This is a genomic window from Corynebacterium bovis DSM 20582 = CIP 54.80, assembly GCF_030408615.1.
GTDB classification, from domain to species: Bacteria; Actinomycetota; Actinomycetes; order Mycobacteriales; family Mycobacteriaceae; genus Corynebacterium; species Corynebacterium bovis.
Window position 1 is genome coordinate 2,206,952 of the sequence record NZ_CP047187.1, and the last position, 20,684, is coordinate 2,227,635.

Genomic DNA, 20,684 nt, shown 5'->3' on the forward strand with positions numbered 1-20,684 from the left:
CCCCCGTTGCAGACCGATCGGTCTGTGGCGGTCAACACTAGACCGGTCGGTCCATCCCGTCAACACGCCCGTCGACACGCCGGACGTCCCCCGGAAGCGACCGTGACGGCCCGTCCGCACCCACCCCACCTGCGGAGGAGGGTAGGCTCACCTGATGGACGCTTGCCAGCGGTAGACCACTCGGTCTATCGTGACGGGGGTCTCCACCCGGCCGCACCCCGGGACGCCCCGCCACCCGACTATCGTGGACGGGAGCCCCCGCGCGCCGGGACCGGCCCCACCCGACAACCCACCCGTGAACTGATTGGACCCGCACCCCATGCCTGAGAACCGTCCGCTCCGCGTCGCCGTGATCGGCTCCGGACCCGCCGGCATCTACGCCTCCGATGCCCTGGTCAAGTCCGGGGAGAACGTCTCGATCGACCTCTACGAGCGGATGCCGGCGCCCTTCGGGCTCATCCGCTACGGCGTCGCCCCCGACCACCCGCGCATCAAGGGCATCATCAAGAGCCTCCACAAGGTCCTCGACAAGCCCCAGATCCGCCTGCTCGGCAACGTCGCCGTCGGCACCGACATCCGCCTCGACGACCTCCGCCGCCACTACGACGCCGTCATCTACGCCACCGGCGCGACCGACGACCGCGACCTGCCGGTCGCCGGCGGCGAGCACTCCGTCGGCGCGGGCCGCTTCGTCGGCTTCTACGACGCCAACCCGGACTTCTCCGACAGCTGGGACCTCAGCGCCGAGAGCGTCGCCGTCGTCGGCGTCGGCAACGTCGGCCTCGACATCGCCCGCGTCCTCGCGAAGACCGGCGACGAACTCCTCACCACCGAGATCCCCGACAACGTCTACGACTCGCTCAAGACCAACCGCGCGCGCGAGGTCCACGTCTTCGGCCGCCGCGGGCCCGCCCAGGCGAAGTTCACCCCCCTCGAGCTCAAGGAGCTCAACCACTCCGACACCATCGAGGTCGTCGTGTCCCCCGAGGACATCGAGTACGACGCCGCCTCCGAGGAGGCCCGCCGGAACTCCAAGATCCAGGACATGGTCTGCACCATCCTCGAGCAGTACGCCATCGCCGAGCCCAAGGGTGCCCCGCACAAGCTCTACCTCCACTTCTTCGAGTCCCCGAAGGAGATCGTCACCGACGCCGACGGCCGCGTCACCGCCTTCGTCACCGAGCGCACCGAACTCGACGGCTCCGGCGGCGTCCGCGGCACCGGCCGGCTCACCGAGTGGCCCGTCGGCGCCGTCTACCGCGCCGTCGGCTACCGCTCCGACGAGCAGCCCGACGTCCCCTGGGACGCCGCGAAGAACGTCATCCCCAACGTCGGCGGCCGGGTCCTCACCGAGGGGCCGACGGCCGACGGCATCGCCGGCGTCCCCGGCTCCGCCGACCCCGAGGCCGCGTCCCGGGAGGTCCTCCCCGGCGTCTACACGACCGGGTGGATCCGCCGCGGACCCGTCGGGCTCATCGGCAACACGAAGGGTGACGCGAACGAGGCCGTCGCCAACCTCCTCGCCGACCACGCCGAGGGCGTCGGCTTCGACCCGGAGGCCCCCGGCGAGGACGCCGTCCTCGACCTCCTCCACGAGCGCGGCGTCGACTACACGACGTGGCAGGGCTGGTACAACCTCGACGCCCACGAGCGCGCCCTCGGCGAGGCCGAGGGCCGGGAGCGCAAGAAGGTCCGGCTGTGGGAGGACATGGTCCGCTACTCCTCCGGCGAGAACCGGGTCGAGGCCTGAGGCCCCGCATGAGCGAGACCGCCGGCCCGGACGTCCACTACACCGGGCGCGCCCTGCTCTCCATGCAGCCCCAGCAGGTCCACGCCCTCTACCGGCTGCGCGTCGACGTCTTCGTCCACGAGCAGCGCGCCCCCCACGCCGAGATCGACGACACCGACGCCCACCCCGGCACCCACCACATCCTCGCCTACGTCCACCCCGGCGCCGGCCCGGACCACCCGTGGGGCGTGGCCGACCCCGGCTCGCCGCTCCGGCTCGTCGGCACCGCGCGCGTGTACGGCCCGCCGGAGGAGCAGCACATCGGCCGCGTGTGCGTCGCCGCCGACCTCCGCGGGCACGGCATCGCCCGGCAGCTCGTCACCGAGGCCCTCGAGGTCTGCCGGGGACGCGCCGCCGCGCTCGACCCGGTGACGCAGCGCGCCACCGTCGTCCTCGACGCGCAGGCGCACCTCGTCGACCTCTACGCCGGCTTCGGCTTCGAGCCGGTCGGCGACCCGTTCGCGGTCGAGGGCATCCCCCACCGCACCATGCGGCTCACGCTGTAGCCGGGGCGGGCCGCGTCACCGCGGCACCCGCACCGTCCGTCAGCGCACCCGCACCGTCACGGCCTCGGCCGCGCGGGACGCCCGCTCCCGGGCCTCGTCCACCGACTCGGCCGTCGCGAACGCCACCCCCATCCGCCGCCGCGGGTGGGACACCGGCTTGCCGAAGAGGCGGACGTCGGCCTCCGGCACCCGCATCGCGTCCGCGAGCCCCGAGTACTCCGGGGCCTCCCCCTCGACCCCGCCGTAGATGACCGCCGACGCGCCCGGGGAGATGAGCGTCGTGTCGATCGGCAGGCCGAGGACCGCGCGCGCGTGGAGGTCGAACTCGCTGAACCGCTGCGAGCCCATCGTCACCATGCCCGTGTCGTGCGGACGCGGGCTGACCTCGGAGAAGTAGACGTCGTCCCCCTTCACGAAGAGCTCCACGCCGAACACCCCCCGGCCCCCGAGCGCGTTCGTCACCCGGGCGGCGACGGAGCGGGCGTTGTCGTGCGCCGCCTCCGTCATCTCCGCCGGCTGCCAGGACTCCACGTAGTCCCCCCGGTCCTGCCGGTGGCCGATCGGCTCGCAGAACCACGTCGCCTCCCGGCCCGTCTCCGGGTCGACGGACCGGACCGTGAGCAGGGTGATCTCGTAGTCGAAGGGCACGTACTGTTCGACGATGACCCTCCCCGAACTCACGCGCCCGCCCGTGAGGGCGTGGTCCCACGCGGCGTCGATGTCCTCCGCCGACCGGACGTAGGACTGCCCCTTCCCCGAGGAGCTCATGACCGGCTTGACGACGCACGGGAAGCCGATCCCGCGGACCGCCTCCCGCAGCTCCTCCCGGGACGACGCGAACGCGTGCCGGGAGTTCGGCAGCCCCAGCTCGTCGTTCGCGAGCCGGCGGATGCCCTCCCGGTTCATCGTGAGGTTCGTCGCCCGGGCCGTCGGCACGACGTCGGCGAGCCCCTCCCGCTCGATCCGGACGAGCTCGTCCGTCGCGAGGGCCTCGATCTCCGGGACGATGAAGTCCGGCCGCACCTCCTCGACGAGCGCCCGCAGCTGGCGGGCGTCCGTCATGTCCAGCACGTGCCGGTGGTCCGCCATGTGGTGCGCCGGCGCGCCGCTGTACCGGTCCGCGGCGTGGACCTCCACGCCGAGCCGCTGCAACGCGACCGTCACCTCCCGGCCGAGCTCCCCCGACCCGAGCAGGAGGACCCGGGTGGCGGACGGGGAGAGCGGGGTGCCGAGGGCGGACGGAGTGTGCACGGTGGACCTTTCCGGGTGGGGGTGGGCTGGGTCTGCCCCGACCATACCGGGCAGGGACGACGCCGGGGAGGGACGACGCCGTGCGCCCGGGGTCACTCGACGGTCGAGCGCCCCGGCAGCTGCGGGCGGATGACCTTGCCCATCGGGTTCCGCGGGAACTCCTCGACGAAGAACACGTCACGCGGGGCGTGCGCGTCGGAGAGGGACTCGCGGAGGATCCGGCGGACCTCCTCCGCGTCGAGCTCCGCCGGGGTCACGCCCTCCGCGCGGATGATGTACGCGCGCAGCGCCTGGCCGAAGTGCTCGTCCGGCACACCGTGGACGGTGACGTCCGCGATCCGCGGGTCGCGGGTGAGGCGGTCCTCCAGCTCCGAGGGGAAGATCTTCTCCGCGGACTGGGTGATGACCATGTCGTCCGCCCGGCCGAGGACGTGGAGGTGGTTGCCCTCCGTGAAGTAGCCCTTGTCGCCCATCGGGACGAGGCCGTTGACGACCTTCACCGGCACCGTCGGGTCGGTGTAGCCGAGGAACATGTCGTACGCGCCGACGAAGATGTTGCCGGTCTCGCCCTCGGGGACGAGTTCGTCGTTCTCGTCGCGGATCTCGACGCGGGTGCCCGGGTAGACGACACCGCTCAGCGTCGGGTCGGCGGCGAGCTCCTCCGGGCGGGCCATCGCGAGCGTCGCGGTCTCCGTGCTGCCGTAGCAGTTGCACAGCACCCGGCCGAACTTCCGCTCCGCCTCCTGGATCTCGTGCGGGGTCAGCGGGCTGCCGGCGGACACGATGAACTCGAGGCCGTCGACCTTCTCGATGCCGTTCTCGTCCATGTAGCGGTACAGGGCGCGCAGGCGGGACGCGGCGCTCGCCATCGCCGTGATGTCGTACCGGCGGATGTCGTCGATCGCCTGCGCCGGGTCGAACGTCCGGCGGGCGATGATCGTCGAGCCCGTGAGCAGCGCCATGAGGAGGTTCGCCCAGCCGTAGGCGTGGAAGAGCACGGCCGTGAGCATGAGGGTCATGCCCGGCCGCCACGGGATCGCCGCGAGGATCGGGGCCGCGGGCTGCGGCGACCGGGTCACGCGGCGGACGACGCCCTTCGGCATGCCCGTCGTGCCGGACGTGAGGACGATGTGGCGGCTCTGCCCCGGGCGGAACGGCAGGGAGTCCGTCACCCGCGCGGAGTCGATGACGTCCTGCATCGTGTCGAACCCGCTGATGTCCTCGCGCTCGCCCGGGCCGGCCTCCTCGTCCGTGTCGACGTGGCCGATGACGAGGTCCCGGTTCCGGGAGCCCTCGTTCATCCGGTCGAGGAACTCCTCGTCGACGATGATGAGCTCGATCTCGTGGAAGTCGAGGACCCGCTCGATCTGCTCCGCCGAGGCGTTCGCGTTGATCATGAAGATGTGGTAGCCGAGCAGGTGGCGGGCGCACAGCGGGTAGATCGCCGCGCGGCCGTTGCGGGCCAGCACCGCGACGCGCGAGCCCTCGCCGATCCCCCGCCGCTGCAGGCCCAGCGCCAGCCGGTTGACGTCCTCCCAGAACTGGGCGAACGTCCGCTCCCCGTCGTCGTCGACGAGACCCAGGCGGTCCGGGTGCTTCCGGGCGGCCTGGTTGAGCTGGGAGGTCTCGTAGGACCCCCAGCGCACCTGGCTCATGACGGCCTTACCGATGTCCCGGAGGGACTGCTTCTCGGTGAGGTTGCTCTTCTTGAGCTGCTTGAGGAAGAAGAAGAACTGGTCCGTGATGTCACGGCGCGTGACGCCGTGCTCCGGAACCGGGTTCAACGTGAAGTTCGACATTGGCTTGTGGGCCCCGTTCTGCTCGTGTCGGTGGGAGGGGTCAGGTGCGGTCAGGTGCGGTCAGGTCCGGTCACCGGCGGTCACGTGAAGGACTCCGTGACGAAGGTCATCGTCTCGGTCTCCATCGCGTGGAGCCGACGCTCGGCCTCCTGCCGGTCGCCGACCTTCTCCCGGATGATCTCCGTGAGGGTCTCGCGCACACCCGGCACGAGGGTGCGGGCGTCACCGCAGACGAGGACCTTCGCCCCCGACGTGATGAGCTCCCACACCTCGTCGCGGTCGCGCCACAGCGCGTCCTGGGCGTACTTCACGTCACCCTCGGGCTGCCGCGAGAACGCGGGGCGCACATCGAGCAGCCCCTTCCCGGTGAGCCGCTCGTACTCGTCGGCGTAGAGGTAGTCCGTGTCCCGGCCGTGCGTGCCGAAGAACAGCAGCGCGCGGGCGGCGTCGTCCCTCGACTCCGCCCGGCGCTCCAGGTCGACGAGGAACGCGCGGAGCGGGGCGATACCCGACCCCGCACCGACGAGCACCATCGGCACCGTGATGTCCTCCGGCGGCCGGAAGCCCTCCGGACCCGGGGTGACGGCGACGGACACCGGGGTCTCCGGCTCCGCGGACCCGAGGTACGTCGACGCCGTGCCCCGGTACTCCCCGACGCCGGACCAGGCCGGCCCCGCGACCTCGGAGACCGTGAGCTCCGCCGTGCCCTCGTTCTCGAACGGCGCGGAGGAGATGGAGTACTGGCGCGGCAGCAGCTCGGTGAACAGCGGGATCGCCTCGACGGCGGTCATCGACACCGAGCGGTACCGGTCGAGCACGTCGAGGACGGTGAGGCGCTTCGCCACCACCTCGTCGTGGTACCGGTCCGGCTCCGCGAGCGCCGCGATCTCCGCCTTCTCCGGCGGGCAGTCGCAGTGCTCCGCGAGGGTCCGCAGCGCCGACGACCCGGCCGGGGCGTTGAGGTTGAGGTGGGAGGTGAAGATCTCGCCGACGGCCAGCGGGAAGCCCTGCGGGAGGAAGGTGTTCTCGCCGCCGACGACGACGCGCGTCTCCGGGGCGGTGCGCAGGAGCCGCAGCGCGCGCTCGACCTGCCGGGCCGAGTTGCGCGGCACGACCTCGAGGTAGTCGCCGAGCCGGTAGTCCATGCCCTCCGGCAGGTCGAAGGCGATGCGGCGCTTGACGCCGATCTCGCCCGCCCCGCCGGTGTTCATGACCTCGTTCGAGCGCACGATCGCGGTGCGGAACGCGCTCGGGGCGCGCGGGCCCTCGGCGAGCATGGCCTCCGGGGCCTCCTCGGCGAGGACGACGGTCGCCCGCTGCTGCTCGACGTCGGCGACGGCGATGTCGACGCCGAGCACCTCCCCGACGGACTCCCACAGGCCGGTCATCCAGCCGTTGAAGTCCTCCTCGAAGTCACCGCGGACGTCGGCCGCGCCGGCGTCGTCGATGCGCTGCGCACCGCCGGCGGCGAGCCCCTGGTCGATCTGGGTCGGGACCCGCTGGAAGCTCGGCCCCCAGTCGGAGTTGCCGACGCCGAAGACGCAGTAGTTCACGCCCTCGTGCGCGGACGTGCCCTCCGTCGACCGCACCCAGTCGAGGAACTCCTTCGCGTTCTTCGGCGGCAGGCCCTCGTAGGAGGCGGTGACGATGATGACCGGGCCGTCGGTGATGAGGTTGTCGACGGCGTCGTTGAGCGGCGAGACGAGGGTCTCGAAACCGATCCGGCCGGCGGTCGTCGCGATGCGCTCCGCGAAGCCGCGGGCCGTGCCCGCCTCGGAACCGTAGAGGACCTGCATCCGGCTGCCGGCGGCGACGGACCCGGTGACCGCGATCTCCGGCTCGGTCGTCGGGGTCGACGCGGCCTGCGTCGTGGCCCCGGCGGCCGTCGGCGCGGCGCTGTACCGCTTCGAGATCTCCCGCTGCGTGAACCGGACCATGAGGTTGTTCGGCTTGAGCGACAGGGACTCGCGGATGTCGAGCTCGTAGTTCGGGTCCGCGAAGTCCATCTCGAAGTTCTGCAGCACGAGCGTGAGCATGAGCTGCGCCTCCTGCAGGGCGAAACCACGGCCGATGCACGACCGCTCGCCGTTGCCGAAGGGCTTCCACGAGTTCTGCGGGATCTTCGGGGTGTTCTCCGGGGAGAACCGCTCCGAGTCGAAACGCTTCGGGTTCTGCCACACCTCCGGGTCCTGGTGGAGGCTCGGGATGAGGGTGAGCAGCGTGTCGCCCGGGTTGACCTCGTAGCCCTCGAAGTCGTCGGTCGCGCCGATGCGGGTCTTCTCGTACGGCGTCACGCCGAAGGCGGGGGCCGTCGGGTAGATGCGCAGCGTCTCGCGGAGGATCTGGTCGATGTAGCCCAGGTCCTTGAGGTCGTCGTACCGCGGCGGGCGGCCGCCGAGGACCTCGTCCACGACCTGCTGGGCGTGGCGGAGGACGGAGCGGTTCCGCATGAGCTCGTACACCGCGAAGCTCAGCAGGCCGGACGTCGTCTCGTGCCCGGCGATGAGGAAGGTCACCATCTGGTTGCAGACCGACTCGTCGGACAGCTTCTCGCCGGTGACCGGGTCCTCGGCGTTGAGCATCGTGTCGAGGATGTCCCACTCCCCCTCGGGCAGCGGGTTCCGGCGCCGGTCGTCGATGAAGTCCTGCGCGATGGAGCGCATCTCGGCGATGGCTTCCTCGTAGTTCTTCACCGCGCTCTTGTTCAGCGCCTTCTGGAAGCCCGGCATGTGGGCCAGGCGGGCCGCCTCGACGAGGGCCGTGACCATCGCGTTGACGAACGGGTGGAGCGTCTCCGAGTAGAAGGAGTTCAGCCGGTAGCTGAACGCGGTGAGCGCGATCGTGTCGATCGTGAGGCGGGTGAACTCCTCCGCGACATCGACCGGCTGGTCCGGGCGGCGTCGGGACCACTTCAGCTTCAGCTGGTCCGCGATGTCCATCATGGACTCGAACATCGCCTTGAGGGCCGTCGGCGAGAAGGCCGGCATGAGGATGCGGTGCGCCTGCTGCCACTCCTCGTTGTGCGTGTCACCCGTGAACAGGCCCTGCCCGCCCAGCGGACGGAGGTTGCGGATCGCGGCGTGGATCTTCTTGTAGAACCGGGTCTCGTCGCAGATCTCGTTGACGATGCGCTGCGAGCTGATCATGTAGACCGGCTCGTGGCCGGGGAACCGCTGCAGGAAGATCCCGCCGTACTTCTCGGCCAGGGCGACATCCGACTGGATGAGCTTGTCCGGGTCGATCGTGTAGGCGGTTCCGACGACCGGGTACTTCTTCGGACCGGGCACTGTCTGTGTCATCTTCTGAACCACTTCTTCGGTGAGTTGGGGTGTGCCGTCACCGCGCGCCGGTGCCGTGCACGGGCCGTGCACGGCGCGGCGGCGGGGGCTCGGCGGGCGTCCCCGTCGTGGGGGGACGTGGTGCTGTGGAGTGCGGGGACGACGGCGCCGCAGGGTCCCGGGCCGTACCCGGCAACCTCTGCGGCGTGGTCATTGGTGTTCGTGACCTGGAGAGGTCGGTGGGGCGGTGGTTACGACCCGCTGGAGCCCATGTTCATGAGGTTCTGCGGGGTGAAGGGCTCCGGGGTGTAGGTGAGGTACACCGGGAGGTTGGTCAGCGGGTAGTCACGGAGCAGCTGGATGGCCAGGTCAGCCCACGACTGGAGGAGGTTCATTCGGGGTCGGTCCTTTCGTCTCTCAGTGTGGAGGGTCCGGGGCGGTCCCGGTGCCGTCCCCCGCGGGGGGAGGCGGCCCGGCGACCGGACGGTCAGTGGTTGGCGCGCGCCGCGAGGGCCTCCGCGTAGTGGTCGTTGCCCAGCGAGGTCAGGTGGCCGGCGAGGGCGTGCGACTGGTCGTCGACCCAGGCGCTGCTCAGCCGGTTCGGGTTCGGGGAGCAGGCGTTGTTGTCGTGGCCGAGGTCGATCTCGGAGAAGGCGTCGTAGAAGTCGACGTGCTGCTCGTCCGCGGTCCGCTGCTGGGCGGTGCGGATGTGCTTCTGCAGCCAGTCGAGCAGCGGGTAGTAGGTGCGGGTGACGAGGCCGCCGGCGTTGAGCTGGCAGATGTAGCCGTGGCCGTCGGTCTGGTCCGGGTAGCCGGTGATGACGACGCGGGCGTTCGGGGCGGCCTCGCGGATGCGGCGGACCTGGTCGCCGATGACGCGGACGTACTCGTCGTCGTACTCGCCGTACTGGGAGGGGTCGCCGTACGGCGCCTGGTAGGTGTCGTTCATGCCGGCGGTGATGGTGACGAGCTTCGTGTCACCGGTCAGGGCGCCGTCCTTGAGGGCGAGGTCGACCTGGTGGGTGACCGAGTTCGTGTGCAGGCTCGGCATCCGCACGTCGGCACGGGCGACCGCACCGGCGCAGGTGTAGTTGCTGAGCCGCAGCCCGGCGCGCTGCGCGGTCTTGACGGGGAAGGAGTCCGCGCCCTGGGCGCAGTTGCCGTTGCCGATGTTCGGCCAGGCCACCGGGACCCCGCGCTCGATCGCCTTGGAGGCGACGATGTCGATCGCGGTGACGTTGGCGGCGGCGGAGTCGCCGAAGGCCACGAAGTTCTCCCGGGTGTCCGGGTTGACCGTGATGGCGTCGTTGTTCGGGGCCGGCAGGATCATGGGCTGCAGGGCCATGAGCTGGTCCGGGGTGAACTGAGGGAACGCCGGAAGCTGCGGCATCGGCGGAAGCTCCGGCTCTGCTGCTGCGGATCCGACACCGGCGGTGCCGGCCGCCAGGCCCGCCGCGGCGACCGCGGCGGCTATACGTCGTTTGATAGACAAGGGCATTTCCTCTTTCTCACCGTAGTACCAGCGTATGAACCGCTCCCCTGCCTAGTACAGTTGCCTGTTTTATGTGGGGGCAGGGTGTGCTCGATTACGCCATGAGTGTTGCTGTGGGTCAACGCGTAGGTTTCGCAGCCACCGGGCGCATCTCGGCGCTGTGACCACTACTCACATCTAACACGATGTCTCGGAGCCATGCCCAACCCAGCCGAAGCCCGGGAAATCACAGAATGCGTGTTCACAGCACTGTAAGACAGGCGAGCTACTAACAGCAGAAGTGATACAGCTGGATCTTTTCTGGCAGTCTCCCGGCGCCCGACCGGCGGCCTCCCCTCCCGCGACCGGCAGTTTCACCGCCGCGCGGACCCCCGGCCCGCCGCCGCGGCCCGCCGGACCGGTCCCCTCCCCGGTAACGCCGGCGTCCCGTACACCGATGAAGTCCTGCTACAGCCTCAGACACGGGGGAGTTCCGAAGAACTTATCACAGTCCCCCCTTTTCGGGGGCCTTTCTCGCCCCATTAGTCACACCAGTCACACCAGCCCCAGGAGTTGACAGTCGCTCCTCACGTGAACTCCTGACAACCTGAGATGGACCCCGGAAGGACCCCCGAACCAGCTGACAGCTTCCCGCACCCACACCCCGGCGGCCGGGGGATCCCCAGTCGCTCCCCGCCCTGTAACGCCCCCGCCGGCCCGTCCGATGAACCCCGTGACTGAGGCGCACACCGACGTACCCCGGCCACGGAGTCAAACCGGAGTCAGGGCCGGACGCACGCGCGGGGTGCACTCAGCGCACACGATGTCTCCGCGCCCCGGCCCCGGCCGGGGACCGCGACGTCGGCGCGGCGGACCCTCGTCGGCAGTCCCCCCGGGACGGCCGACCCCGCCGCGCACCACTCACCGCCCGGGTCCCCCGGGCCGGGCCAGGGTGACCCCGCGGTCACTGACCGCCCCGGCGAATGCTGCGTCGTGGCAGGTCCAGAGCACCGCCGGGCGAGCCCCGTCCCCGGGACCACCGTGCCCCACCCACAGCGGCCGCCCGCCGGCGGCCGTGAGGGCACGGTGGTACCCGCCGGAGGCGAACCCCCGCAGCAGCTCCGCGAGCCGGCCGTGCCCCGCCGCGTCGAGCCCCACCGTCGGCTCGTCGACGAGCAGCAGCCCCGGCCCCCGCACCACCGCCGCCGTGACCGCGAGCAGCCGCCGGTCGCTCGCCGGCACGTCCAGCGGGTGCGTGTCCCGCCACCGGCCGAGACCCGCCCACCCCAGGGCGACCTCCGCGGCGCGACGCGTCGTCCCCACCGACAGCTCCTCGACGACCGTGCGGCGGAGGAACGACCGGTCCATCGCCGTCGGCGCCCACCCCGCGACCGGCGCGGTGACCCGCCCGGCGTGCGGCAGCAGCCCCAGGACGGCGAGCATGAGCGTCGTCTTCCCGGCGCCGTTCGGGCCCGCGAGGTGCGTGACCTCCCCGCCGCGCGCGGCGAGCGACACCGGGCCGAGGCGGAACGACCCGTGCCGCACCGTGACCTCCCGGGCCTCCAGCACCGGGGCCGACCCCTGACCCTCCTCGGGAGCCCCCTCCGGGAGCACCGCCCGACCCCCCTCCGGGACCACCGCCGCGGGCGCCCGCGCGGCGACGAGGGTGCCGTCGGGCCGCAGCTCCAGCTCCTCGGCGGCGTCGTCCGCCAGCGGTGTGCGCACCCGGTCGTACACCGTCACCGGGCCCGGCACGCCGGCGAGGACGTGGCGGAGGGTGCGGACCGCGTCGGCGTCGAACCCGTCGAGCGGGCAGTCCAGCACCAGCGCCCCCGGGGCGGCGAGCAGCGCCTGCGCCACCGCCACGCGGCGGGTCTGCCCCGTCGACAGGGTCACCGGGTCGTCCCCGGCGACGCCGCGCAGGTCCCACTCGGTGAGCGCGGCGTCGACGCGCCGCCGCATCTCCTCCCGGGGGACGCCGCGCTGCTCCATCGCGAAGGCCAGCTCCTCGGCGACCGTCGCGCGCAGCAGCGAGATGTGCGCCGCGGCGTCGTTGCCGACCCACGCCGCCCCCGTGCGCTCGGCGGTCCGCCACGCGTGGTCGGACAGACCGCTGCCGCTGGACCCCCACACGAACCTCACGACCGGCATGGTCACATCGAACCACACCGGACCCCGGCCGCGCCCCTACCGCCGGGCGCCGGCGAGCGCGTCGTCGACCGCCGCCGCCACGGCCGCCGCGTCGGGCGCGTCGAGGAGCCGCCGGCGGAACGGCTCGCGCATGAGCGCCCGCGCGAGCGCCGCGAGGATCCGCAGGTGCGCCGACCCGGCGTCGTCCGGCACGGCGATGAGGAACACCAGCCGCACCGGCGCGTCGTCGGGGGTGTCCCACTCGACGGCCCCGGCGGGCACCCGCGCGACCGTCACGACCGGCTGCGCGACCCCCGCCGTCCGCGCGTGCGGGATCGCCACGCCGTGGCCCGCCGCCGTCGACGACGTCTCCTCCCGCGCGACCGCCGCCCGCACGACGTCCTCCACGTCCGTCACCCGCCCGACCTGCGCCGCCCGCCCGGCGAGCGCGCGGATGAGCTCGTCGCGGGTGCCGGGGGCGGGCCCGTCACCGTCATAGAGGACGACGCCGCCCTCCGTCAGCAGCGGCTCCCGGCCCTCCGGCTGTCCCGCGTCCGCGCCCGCCCCCGCGGCCCCGGCACCCGGGGCGTCCGCCCGCCCGGTGGCGGCGTCGGACCCCTGCACCTGCTCCCCCTGCCCCGGCTCACCCGGATCGGTCGCGGCGTCGGACCCCTGCCCCGGTTCGCCCTGCCCCGGTTCCCTCGGCTCCCCCGGCCCCGGCTCCCCCTGCGCCCGCTCCCCGCGCCGCCGGGCCAGCCCCACGAGCAGCAGCGACGTCGACGCGGTCACGAGCGCGCCGACGACCACCGCGACGGCGAACCACGGCACCCCGTCGACCGCGCCGAGCACCGCGACGATCGGCCCACCGTGCATGACGTTGTCCCGCACCCCCGTCGCCCCGGCCAGCGCCCCCGCCACCGCGCCACCGAGCACGTTCGCCGGGATGACCTGCAGCGGCCGCGCGACGGCGAAGGGGATCGCCCCCTCCGTGATGCCGAAGAACCCCATGAACAGCGCGGCGATGCCCGCCTCCTGCTCGGGCCGGGTGAACCACCGCCGGCGCACGACCGACGCCAGGCCCATCCCCAGCGGCGGCACCGCGATCGCCGCGGCGGCCATGCCCATCGGCGCGGCGTTCCCCGCCGCGATGAGCCCGCCGCCGAAGAGGAACGCCGTCTTGTTGAACGGCCCGCCCATGTCGAAGGCGATCATCGCGCCGACGACCGCGCCGACGATGAGCACCGAGTCCCCGTCCATGCCCGCGAGCCACTCCGTCAGCGCCGTGAACACCGCGGCGATCGGCCGGCCGAGCACGTAGATGAACACGAGGCCGACGCTCACCGTCGTCACCACCGGGATGACGATGATCGGCCACACCGGCGCGATGTACCGGTGCACCGGGATCCGCCGGATCCACCGCGCGACGTACCCCGACAGCAGCCCGGTGACGATCCCGCCGAGGAACCCCGCGCCCGCCTCCGAGTGGTACAGCGCCCCCGTCGCCGCGACGAGCCCCGTGATGAACCCCGGTGCCAGCCCCGGCCGGTCGGCGATCGCCTGCGCGATGTACCCGGAGATCACCGGCACCATGAGGGTGAACGCGAGGGCGCCCAGCTGTTCGACCGGTTTCCAGGGGGAGCCGTCGGGGACGACGAGCCCCTCCGCCGTCGGGTCGCCTCCCAGGGAGAGGGCGACCGCGATGAGCAGCCCACCGGTGACGACGAACGGGATCATGTGCGACACCCCGTTCATCAGCGCGGCGTAGAGCTCCCGGCCCAGGTCGCGGCCCGCGGTGCGGGCCGTGGTGCGGGCCGTGGCGCCGGACCCCGCGGCCGCTCCCGCGCCGCCGGACCCCGCGGCCGCTCCCGCGCCGCCGGACCCCGCGGCCGCTCCCGCGCCGCCGGACCCCGCGGCCGCTCCCGCGCCGCCGGACCCCGCGGCTGCTCCCGCCGCGCCCGCGCCGCCCGCCGCGCCCGTCCTGCCGTCTGCGCCCGCCCGGCCCGACCCCGCGGCAGCGCCCGCGCCCGCCGCGCCTGCCCGGACCGACCCCGCGCCGCCCGCCGCGCCCACGCCCGCGCCCACGCCCGCGCCCACGCCCGCGCCCACGCCCGCGGCCGCGCCCGTCCTGCCGTCTGCGCCTGCCCGGCCCGCCTCCAGCGTCCGCCGGAGCAGGGCCGCGGGGCGGCGGATGCCTTCGTCGACCCCCGTGGTGACCAGCGGAAGCCCCGCGAACCGTGCCGTGTCGACGGCCGTGTCCGCCGCGACGACGACCGCCGCCGCCTCGCGGAGCTCCGCGTCGGTGAAGGTCCCCTCGACCCCGATGGACCCGTGGGTCTCGACGCGGACGCGAACGCCCGCCTCCTCCGCCGCCGCCGTGAGGTTCTCCGCGGCCATGTACGTGTGCGCGATGCCCGTCGGGCAGGCCGTGATCGCGAGGATCAGCGGGCGGGTGCCGGCGTCGGGGTCTGTGCCGGCGCGGGTGCCGGCGTCGGTGCTGTCTGTCATGCCCCAGAGAGTATGGTGTTCCGCCCCCCTCAGGGAATGAGCGTGACGACGACAGCCAGGACCGTGGCCACGATCACACCCCACCGGACCACCCGTTGCCCCACCGGGTTCGGGACCGGCCGGAGGACCGTCCGCGGCCCCGGTGTCCCGACCCCGGTCCGTTGAAGTGGCCGGGACCGCTGGGCGGCGTCGTCGACAAGGCCGACGACCAGCGGCAACACCGAGTCGATGCGCGACCGCCAGGACCGCACCGGCACCCCGCGCGCGGCCTGGATGTTCCGGATCGTCCGCCACCGGTCGCGCGCCATCGGGAGCAGGCGGACCACCGAGCCCACGACGTACACCACCGGCGCGGGCACCGACGGTTGGAGGGCGCGCATGAGCCGGTCGAGGTCCACCTCGGCGGCGAGGACGAGGCCGGTGACGACGACCGCCGCCACCCGCAGCGCCAGGCGCCCGGCGGTCGCCGCCCCGTCGGACGTCACCGGCACGCCCCCGAGGACGGCCGGTGCGACCCGGGCGACGACGTCGGCGCCGAACGGCACGTACATCAGGGCGAACCCGACGGCCGCGGGCACGCTGACCACCGCGGCGGCGACGACGGCGCGACGCTGACGCGGCCCCCGCAGCAGACCCCACACCGCCACCGCGCCCGCGATGACGGCACACATCACCGGCGAACCCACCGCGAGAACGAGGACGATCAGGCACGCCGCCACCGTCACCGGGGTGTACGGGTGAACCCGGGGGCCGCCCGCGCCGCTGCCGACCGGGGCGAGACTCATCGCCGCGCCCCACCGCCCGCAGTACCCGGCTCACCCACGGTTCCGGCCTCGCCCGCGGTTCCGGCCTCGCCCGCAATTCCCGGCTGGCCCGGCTCACCCGCGGTTCCGGCCTCGCCCGCGGTTCCGGCCTCGCCCGCAAATCCAGCAAGCCCCGCCTCGCCGTCCGGCCCGGGCAGCGTCGCCGGCGCGAACGCCCGGACGGCCCGTTGCGGCAGGGACCGCACGACCGCGGCAACGGCGGCGAAGACGATGACCTTGTCCGCGGGATCCGAGGTCCACGACTGGAGGAACACCGCCTCGACGGGCCCTGCCCCGAGGGACCGGTAGAACGTCACGAGGAGCCCGGTCCCGGTCCCGGCGGTTCCGCCGTAGATGAAGCTCGCCACCGGCGCGGCCATCACCGCGGAGAACACCCCGACGACCGCGCCGACGATGACCGTCCACCACCACGACCGCCTGATCAGGCGCCCGGTCACTCCGGCGGCGAGCCCCACCATCGCGTACCCGGCGGCGAAAGGGATGACCGTCGGGTTGAAGGTCCCCCACACCAGGGCGGAGAGGCTGCCGGTCACGAGGCCGGCCCCGGGCCCCGCCAGCACTCCGACGAGGACGGTGCCGATGCTGTCGAGGTAGAGCGGAACCGGCAGGCCCATGGTGCCGATGACCTGGCCGACGACGATGTTGAGGACCAACGCCGCCGGGAGCAATGTCAACGAGCGGACGGGCAGCCGGGGTACGACGGCGACAAGCGCGAGGACCGTCGGCACCAGGAAACCCAGCAGCGCGAGCAGTGACGCGTGGGAGGCGGCGATGGACGACCAGTCGGTGTCGCCGGGGTGGACGACAACAAGGGTGATCCACGTCGCAAGGTAGAGCACCGCGGCGGTGAAGAGCAGCGCGACGGTCGTGGTCGGTGACAGGGGGCGCATGGCGTGTGAGGGTCTCCCGTGGACGGACCTCAGCGGCGGATGCGGCGACGTCACCGGGGCGCTGTGCTCCGGTGGCCGGCCGGCGACACCGTTGACGTCGGGGGCGGGCAGGGGATCGGTGAACCTGCAGTGCCGACCGCAACCGCCCTATGTCACCTCGGGGAGCGATCGGTGATTGCGACCATTGTTCTCCGCTCGCCGAGGGCCGGTCAACTCCCCGCCGCCCCCAGCCTCCACGACGGCCTCGTCCCCGGCTCCGGGCGTTCCTCCCTTGACCTCTCTCTTCTCTCCTCTCTCTCAGTCCCTCCACTCTCAGTCCCTCCACTCTCACTCCCTCAGCCTTCGACCCGGCGCCCGCACCCTTCGTCCCCACGCCCGCCAGTCTCGCTCCCTCCACTCTCACTCCCTCAGCCTTCATCCGTGAACCGGCCATGTTCTCCCCGGAGCTCCTTCTCGTCCTGGCGCGCACGACGCACCGAACGCCCCGGATTGGCCCACGCCGACGGGTGCCCGTTCACCCTCGGTTCCCGTTCCGGATCGAGCTGGACCGGCGGTATCCACACGGCTTTGTCCACACGTTCACGCCGACCTGGACCGTTGCCGTCACCTCCACCGTCACCTCCACCGGCGCCCCCACCGGCGCCTCCACCGTCGCCGCCGCCACCGGCGCCCGGTCCACCACCCGAACCACCGCGCTCTCTGTCCTGCGCATCGGACCTGATGGTCCACCACCGCGAGGAATCGGTCCGCGAGTCGTCGATCTTGGCGTGGGTGAGCGGGTCCACCAGCGTGAGGTTGTCGATGTCCGTCATCCCACCCGACTCCCACGAGTCGATGTGGTGCATGTGGCACCGGGCCGCGCATGTCGCGGAGCCCGGCGCCATGCTCATCCCCTCCTCCCCGAGCAGAGCGAGGTACTGTGCCGTACTCCCGAGCCGGGATGACCGCCCGAGGTACAGCGTCTCGCCCCGCAGGCCGAGAACATGCAGGTAGGTGTCGCGGCACAGTGCATCCTCGACGAGATCCGCCAGCGGGAGCTGGACTCCGGTGTCCGTCATCGCCGTGCCCTGTCGGGCGAGCAGATCCTTCAGCGTGGTGACCGCGACAATGGTCGTCGTCCGACGTCGGGGAGCGAGACCACGCCCACGCAGTCGCGGAATCTGCAGACTGTCGGGCCCGTCGCCGTCGCCGGGTTCCCCCTTACCTCCGGCACTGTCCCCGTCGCCTTCTCCGCCGCCGCGGTCCTGTCCCCCGCTGCCACCGGTGACTCCCCCAGCCCGGCCCGGGCCTGCGGCGTCGGCCCCGTCGGCATCCACACCGAAACCCCCGTGGACCGCCGCCTCGAGCGCGTCGTGGCGTCGTTGCTCCGCAGAACGGAGGTCCTTCTCCCCCTCCTCGAGGAGATCCCCCGTCCCGGCGTGGTCGGCGAAGAGCTTCGCCAGCGCGGCGGCGCACCGTGGTGTCACGAGCCCGCGCAGTGACGACATCCCGTCGGGCCCCTGCTTGCTGAGGGTGAGCCGTCGCATCCGCGCCCGGTCCTCCCGCGTGTACGGGTCATCCTGTCCGAGCAGCGCCCGCAGCATCGGCGCCAGGTCGTCGAGGGCGTCGGGCCCGTGGTCGCGGACGACCCTGGCGATCGGGCCGTCGGCCACCGCAGCCATCCTGTTCTGCGCCGATGCGGGGAGTCCTGTGATCGCACGGTCGATCTTCTCCACACCTTCGGTGTCGAGCAGGCCCTCGGCCACGATCGCCCTCACCTCCGGCATGGCCGTCGCCGCCGATCGTCCCTCAGGGCCGACGGGTCGGTCGTCGAGCCGGCGCACGGCCTTGACCCGCTGGCGGGCATCGCGTGACGTGAGCCGGAACCGCCGGGCCAGCCACGCGGGACGTCGGTACACACCGGCCGGCATGCACGGCGCGTGGGCGAGAAGGAACGCAGCGTCCGCCAGCGCCAGCGACTTCCGGGCGCGTTCAAGGCGGGCGTAGAGCTCCACGCGCTCATCCTCGCCGAGCCGCCCCCAGACCTCCTCGCCGCTGCCGGCGACGATCGCCGCCGCACTCTCCATCGCCGCCACGGCGGTCCGCAGATCGTGAGTACTCCCCACCGGTTGCATCGTCTCCCCTCCCCTAGGGCCAGTCACCGGGACGGTCATTCGACCATCCGTTCCCCCTGCAGAATCCCCGATATGCACGCCCACCAGGCCGTTCACATCTCGATACCCGCAGCATACACAGGGCTTCACATCCCGTCAAGACCCTCTCCCCACCGCCACAGACAATCGAACACACTCTCCGATACGCCGTCCCGTCAGCGACACATCCGCAGGTCACCGCCTTCCGCTACCCCCGAATCGGGGCCGAGCGCCCACCCCTGCTGTATCGTCCCGGGACACAACACCTGAAGCCCGGCGCGCCGGGCCACACACCACCACACCGACCACACTCAGGAGCCACATTGACCACCACATCCTTCCCCGCCGACACCCCGCTCTACCCGCAGGAATGGGTCGAACGGTACACAGAGGCCGGGTACTGGACCGCGGACACGTTCGCCGAGCTCTCGGAGGTGTCGGCCACGCGCTTCGGCGATCTCGAGGCGGTGGTCGGCGACGACTGCCACGGCCGTCGCCGGCGCTGGACCTACCGGGAGCTCAACGAGCAGGTCGGGCGTCTCGCCGCGGCCCTCACCTCCGCGGGCGTCAACCGCGGCGACCGGGTCCTCGTCCAGCTCCCGAACACGGTCGACTTCGTCCGGGTCCTCCTCGGCGTGTTCAGGATCGGCGCCATACCGGTGCTGTGCCTGCCCGCCCACGGACGGGCGGACATCGCCCACTTCCTCCGGATGTCCGGGGCCCGCGCGCACGTGGTCCCGGTGACGCACGCCGGCGTCGACTACCCGGCGCTGTCCGCCGGCGCCATCGCCGACGTCCACGGTCCGGGGGCCACCGCCGACGACGCGGCAACGCCCGCCGACGACGCCGACCGGCCGTTCACCCTCGTCGCGGGCCCGGCGGACGACATCACCGGTGACGCCGTCTCCCTCGACGCGCTCGTCGACGGGAGCAAGGAGGACCCGGTCCCACCGCCATGCCCCGACGTCGCACCGACCGACCTCGGCCTGCTCCAGCTCTCAGGGGGTACGACGGGCGCCTCCAAGCTCATCCCGCGGACTCATGCCGCCTACCACTACTCGATCCGCGCCTCGGCGGAGATCTGCGGGACCGGACCCGGCACCCGGATGCTCGTCGTCCTCCCGGCCGGCCACAACTTCACGCTGAGTTCGCCCGGCATCCTCGGCATCCTCTGGTCCGGGGGAACGCTCGTGTTCTGCCCGGACCCGACGCCCAGCACCGCCCTCGGGCTGGTCGAGCAGGAGCGGATCACGCTGACCGCCCTCGTCCCTCCGCTCGTCAACGCCTGGCTCGCTGCCCTGCCCCGCATCGACCGGGACATCTCGTCACTGCAGACGCTCCAGGTCGGCGGGGCCCCGCTCACCGAGACGACCGCCCGCCGTATCCAGCCCGAGCTCGGCGTCCGGCTCCAGCAGGTCTTCGGGATGGCGGAGGGCCTGGTCTGCTACACCCGCGAGGACGATGACGAGGAGACCGTCCTGACGACCCAGGGGCGGCCGATCTCCCCGGCGGACGAGATCGAGGTCAGGGACGAGGACGGTGAGCTGCTCCCGGTCGGCGCCGTCGGCGCGTTGTGGACCAGGGGGCCGTACACGGTGCGGGGGTACGTCGGCGGGGTCGACCGGGATTCGTTCGACAGCCGTGGTTTCTACCGCACCGGCGACCTCGTCCGGCTTCGTCAGGACGGTGCCGTCATGGTGACAGGACGGGTGAAGGACCAGATCAACCGGGCCGGGGAGAAGATCTCCCCGACCGAGGTCGAGAATGTGATCCTGACACATCCCGCCGTCCGCGATGTCGCTGTCGTCCCTGTGACGGATGACCGCCTCGGCGAGCGCATCGTGGCGTTCGTCATCCCGAATCCCTCCGCCGGGGCCGGTGCAGGTGCCGGGGATTCATCCGAAACCGACTCCGGGCGCGCTCTCGAGACGGAGCTCCGCCGGTATCTCATCGACCGTGGTCTGGCCCGCCATGCGGTGCCGGACGTCATCCACACAGGCGCGGAGTTCCCGTTGACCGGTGTCGGGAAGCTGTCGCGCCGCGACCTCAGGGAACGTCTCAGCCGGTACTTCCAGTCGCAGCGCCCGGAGACGGGGAAGTGAGGTGACC

At 72.5% G+C, this 20,684-nt stretch carries 12 protein-coding genes and 1 pseudogene; 3 read left to right on the forward strand and 10 right to left on the reverse strand.

The annotated features are described in order from the left end of the window. Positions 1 to 319: 319 nt before the first annotated feature. Both CBOVI_RS09090 and CBOVI_RS09095 read left to right on the forward strand, forming a co-directional pair. A complete protein-coding gene (locus CBOVI_RS09090; RefSeq protein ID WP_010264479.1) occupies positions 320 to 1,750 on the forward strand; it encodes an FAD-dependent oxidoreductase in 1,431 nt (476 codons plus the stop codon). Positions 1,751 to 1,758: 8 nt separating this feature from the next. Next, entirely contained in the window at positions 1,759 to 2,295 is a 537-nt protein-coding gene (locus CBOVI_RS09095; RefSeq protein WP_010264482.1) for a GNAT family N-acetyltransferase, read from the forward strand. 39 nt (positions 2,296 to 2,334) lie between these two features. On the opposite strand, the gene purT is transcribed toward CBOVI_RS09095, so the two are convergent. The 10 genes and pseudogenes from purT to CBOVI_RS09145 form a co-directional block, all read right to left on the reverse strand. Next, positions 2,335 to 3,546 carry a formate-dependent phosphoribosylglycinamide formyltransferase gene (gene purT, locus CBOVI_RS09100; RefSeq protein WP_010264485.1) on the reverse strand — a complete coding sequence of 404 codons (1,212 nt, stop codon included), beginning with the start codon at positions 3,544 to 3,546 and terminating at the stop codon, positions 2,335 to 2,337. A 92-nt stretch (positions 3,547 to 3,638) separates the two neighbouring features. Continuing rightward, positions 3,639 to 5,345 carry an AMP-binding protein gene (locus CBOVI_RS09105; RefSeq protein WP_010264490.1) on the reverse strand — a complete coding sequence of 569 codons (1,707 nt, stop codon included), beginning with the start codon at positions 5,343 to 5,345 and terminating at the stop codon, positions 3,639 to 3,641. Positions 5,346 to 5,425: 80 nt separating this feature from the next. After that, positions 5,426 to 8,644 (reverse strand): cytochrome P450, encoded by a 3,219-nt coding sequence (locus CBOVI_RS09110; RefSeq protein ID WP_043360385.1) that lies wholly within the window; start codon positions 8,642 to 8,644, stop codon positions 5,426 to 5,428. A gap of 230 nt (positions 8,645 to 8,874) precedes the next feature. Further along, positions 8,875 to 9,018 (reverse strand): hypothetical protein, encoded by a 144-nt coding sequence (locus CBOVI_RS09115; RefSeq protein ID WP_010264497.1) that lies wholly within the window; start codon positions 9,016 to 9,018, stop codon positions 8,875 to 8,877. 92 nt (positions 9,019 to 9,110) lie between these two features. Continuing rightward, positions 9,111 to 10,115 (reverse strand): GDSL-type esterase/lipase family protein, encoded by a 1,005-nt coding sequence (locus CBOVI_RS09120; RefSeq protein WP_183273636.1) that lies wholly within the window; start codon positions 10,113 to 10,115, stop codon positions 9,111 to 9,113. A 900-nt stretch (positions 10,116 to 11,015) separates the two neighbouring features. Beyond that, the gene (locus CBOVI_RS09125) at positions 11,016 to 12,245 is read right to left on the reverse strand and encodes an ATP-binding cassette domain-containing protein (RefSeq protein WP_125186032.1); all 1,230 of its coding nucleotides are present in this window, start codon (positions 12,243 to 12,245) and stop codon (positions 11,016 to 11,018) included. A gap of 36 nt (positions 12,246 to 12,281) precedes the next feature. Beyond that, a complete protein-coding gene (locus CBOVI_RS09130; RefSeq protein ID WP_260159829.1) occupies positions 12,282 to 14,729 on the reverse strand; it encodes a fructose-specific PTS transporter subunit EIIC in 2,448 nt (815 codons plus the stop codon). Positions 14,730 to 14,758: 29 nt separating this feature from the next. Next, the gene (locus tag CBOVI_RS09135; RefSeq protein WP_010269400.1) at positions 14,759 to 15,514 is read right to left on the reverse strand and encodes an energy-coupling factor transporter transmembrane component T family protein; all 756 of its coding nucleotides are present in this window, start codon (positions 15,512 to 15,514) and stop codon (positions 14,759 to 14,761) included. Positions 15,515 to 15,696: 182 nt separating this feature from the next. Then, a pseudogene (locus CBOVI_RS09140) lies at positions 15,697 to 16,443 on the reverse strand (ECF transporter S component); the annotation flags it as partial. 407 nt (positions 16,444 to 16,850) lie between these two features. Then, positions 16,851 to 18,548: an HNH endonuclease signature motif containing protein gene (locus CBOVI_RS09145; RefSeq protein ID WP_139016717.1), complete on the reverse strand. Its 1,698-nt coding sequence runs from the start codon at positions 18,546 to 18,548 to the stop codon at positions 16,851 to 16,853. Between the two features lie 350 nt (positions 18,549 to 18,898). Here CBOVI_RS09145 and CBOVI_RS09150 point away from each other — a divergent pair, with 350 nt between their 5' ends. Continuing rightward, on the forward strand, positions 18,899 to 20,677 hold the full coding sequence (locus tag CBOVI_RS09150; protein ID WP_010269393.1) for a (2,3-dihydroxybenzoyl)adenylate synthase: 1,779 nt from the start codon (positions 18,899 to 18,901) through the stop codon (positions 20,675 to 20,677). Positions 20,678 to 20,684 lie beyond the last annotated feature (7 nt).

Bases quoted from the DNA above. Each gene is read 5' to 3' on its own strand.
- CBOVI_RS09095 (WP_010264482.1), top strand. From the start codon at position 1,759: ATGAGCGAGACCGCCGGCCCGGACGTCCACTACACCGGGCGCGCCCTG.
- CBOVI_RS09125 (WP_125186032.1), bottom strand. From the start codon at position 12,245: ATGCCGGTCGTGAGGTTCGTGTGGGGGTCCAGCGGCAGCGGTCTGTCC.
- CBOVI_RS09110 (WP_043360385.1), bottom strand. From the start codon at position 8,644: ATGACACAGACAGTGCCCGGTCCGAAGAAGTACCCGGTCGTCGGAACC.
- CBOVI_RS09115 (WP_010264497.1), bottom strand. From the start codon at position 9,018: ATGAACCTCCTCCAGTCGTGGGCTGACCTGGCCATCCAGCTGCTCCGT.
- CBOVI_RS09105 (WP_010264490.1), bottom strand. From the start codon at position 5,345: ATGTCGAACTTCACGTTGAACCCGGTTCCGGAGCACGGCGTCACGCGC.
- CBOVI_RS09135 (WP_010269400.1), bottom strand. From the start codon at position 15,514: ATGAGTCTCGCCCCGGTCGGCAGCGGCGCGGGCGGCCCCCGGGTTCAC.
- CBOVI_RS09090 (WP_010264479.1), top strand. From the start codon at position 320: ATGCCTGAGAACCGTCCGCTCCGCGTCGCCGTGATCGGCTCCGGACCC.
- CBOVI_RS09130 (WP_260159829.1), bottom strand. From the start codon at position 14,729: ATGACAGACAGCACCGACGCCGGCACCCGCGCCGGCACAGACCCCGAC.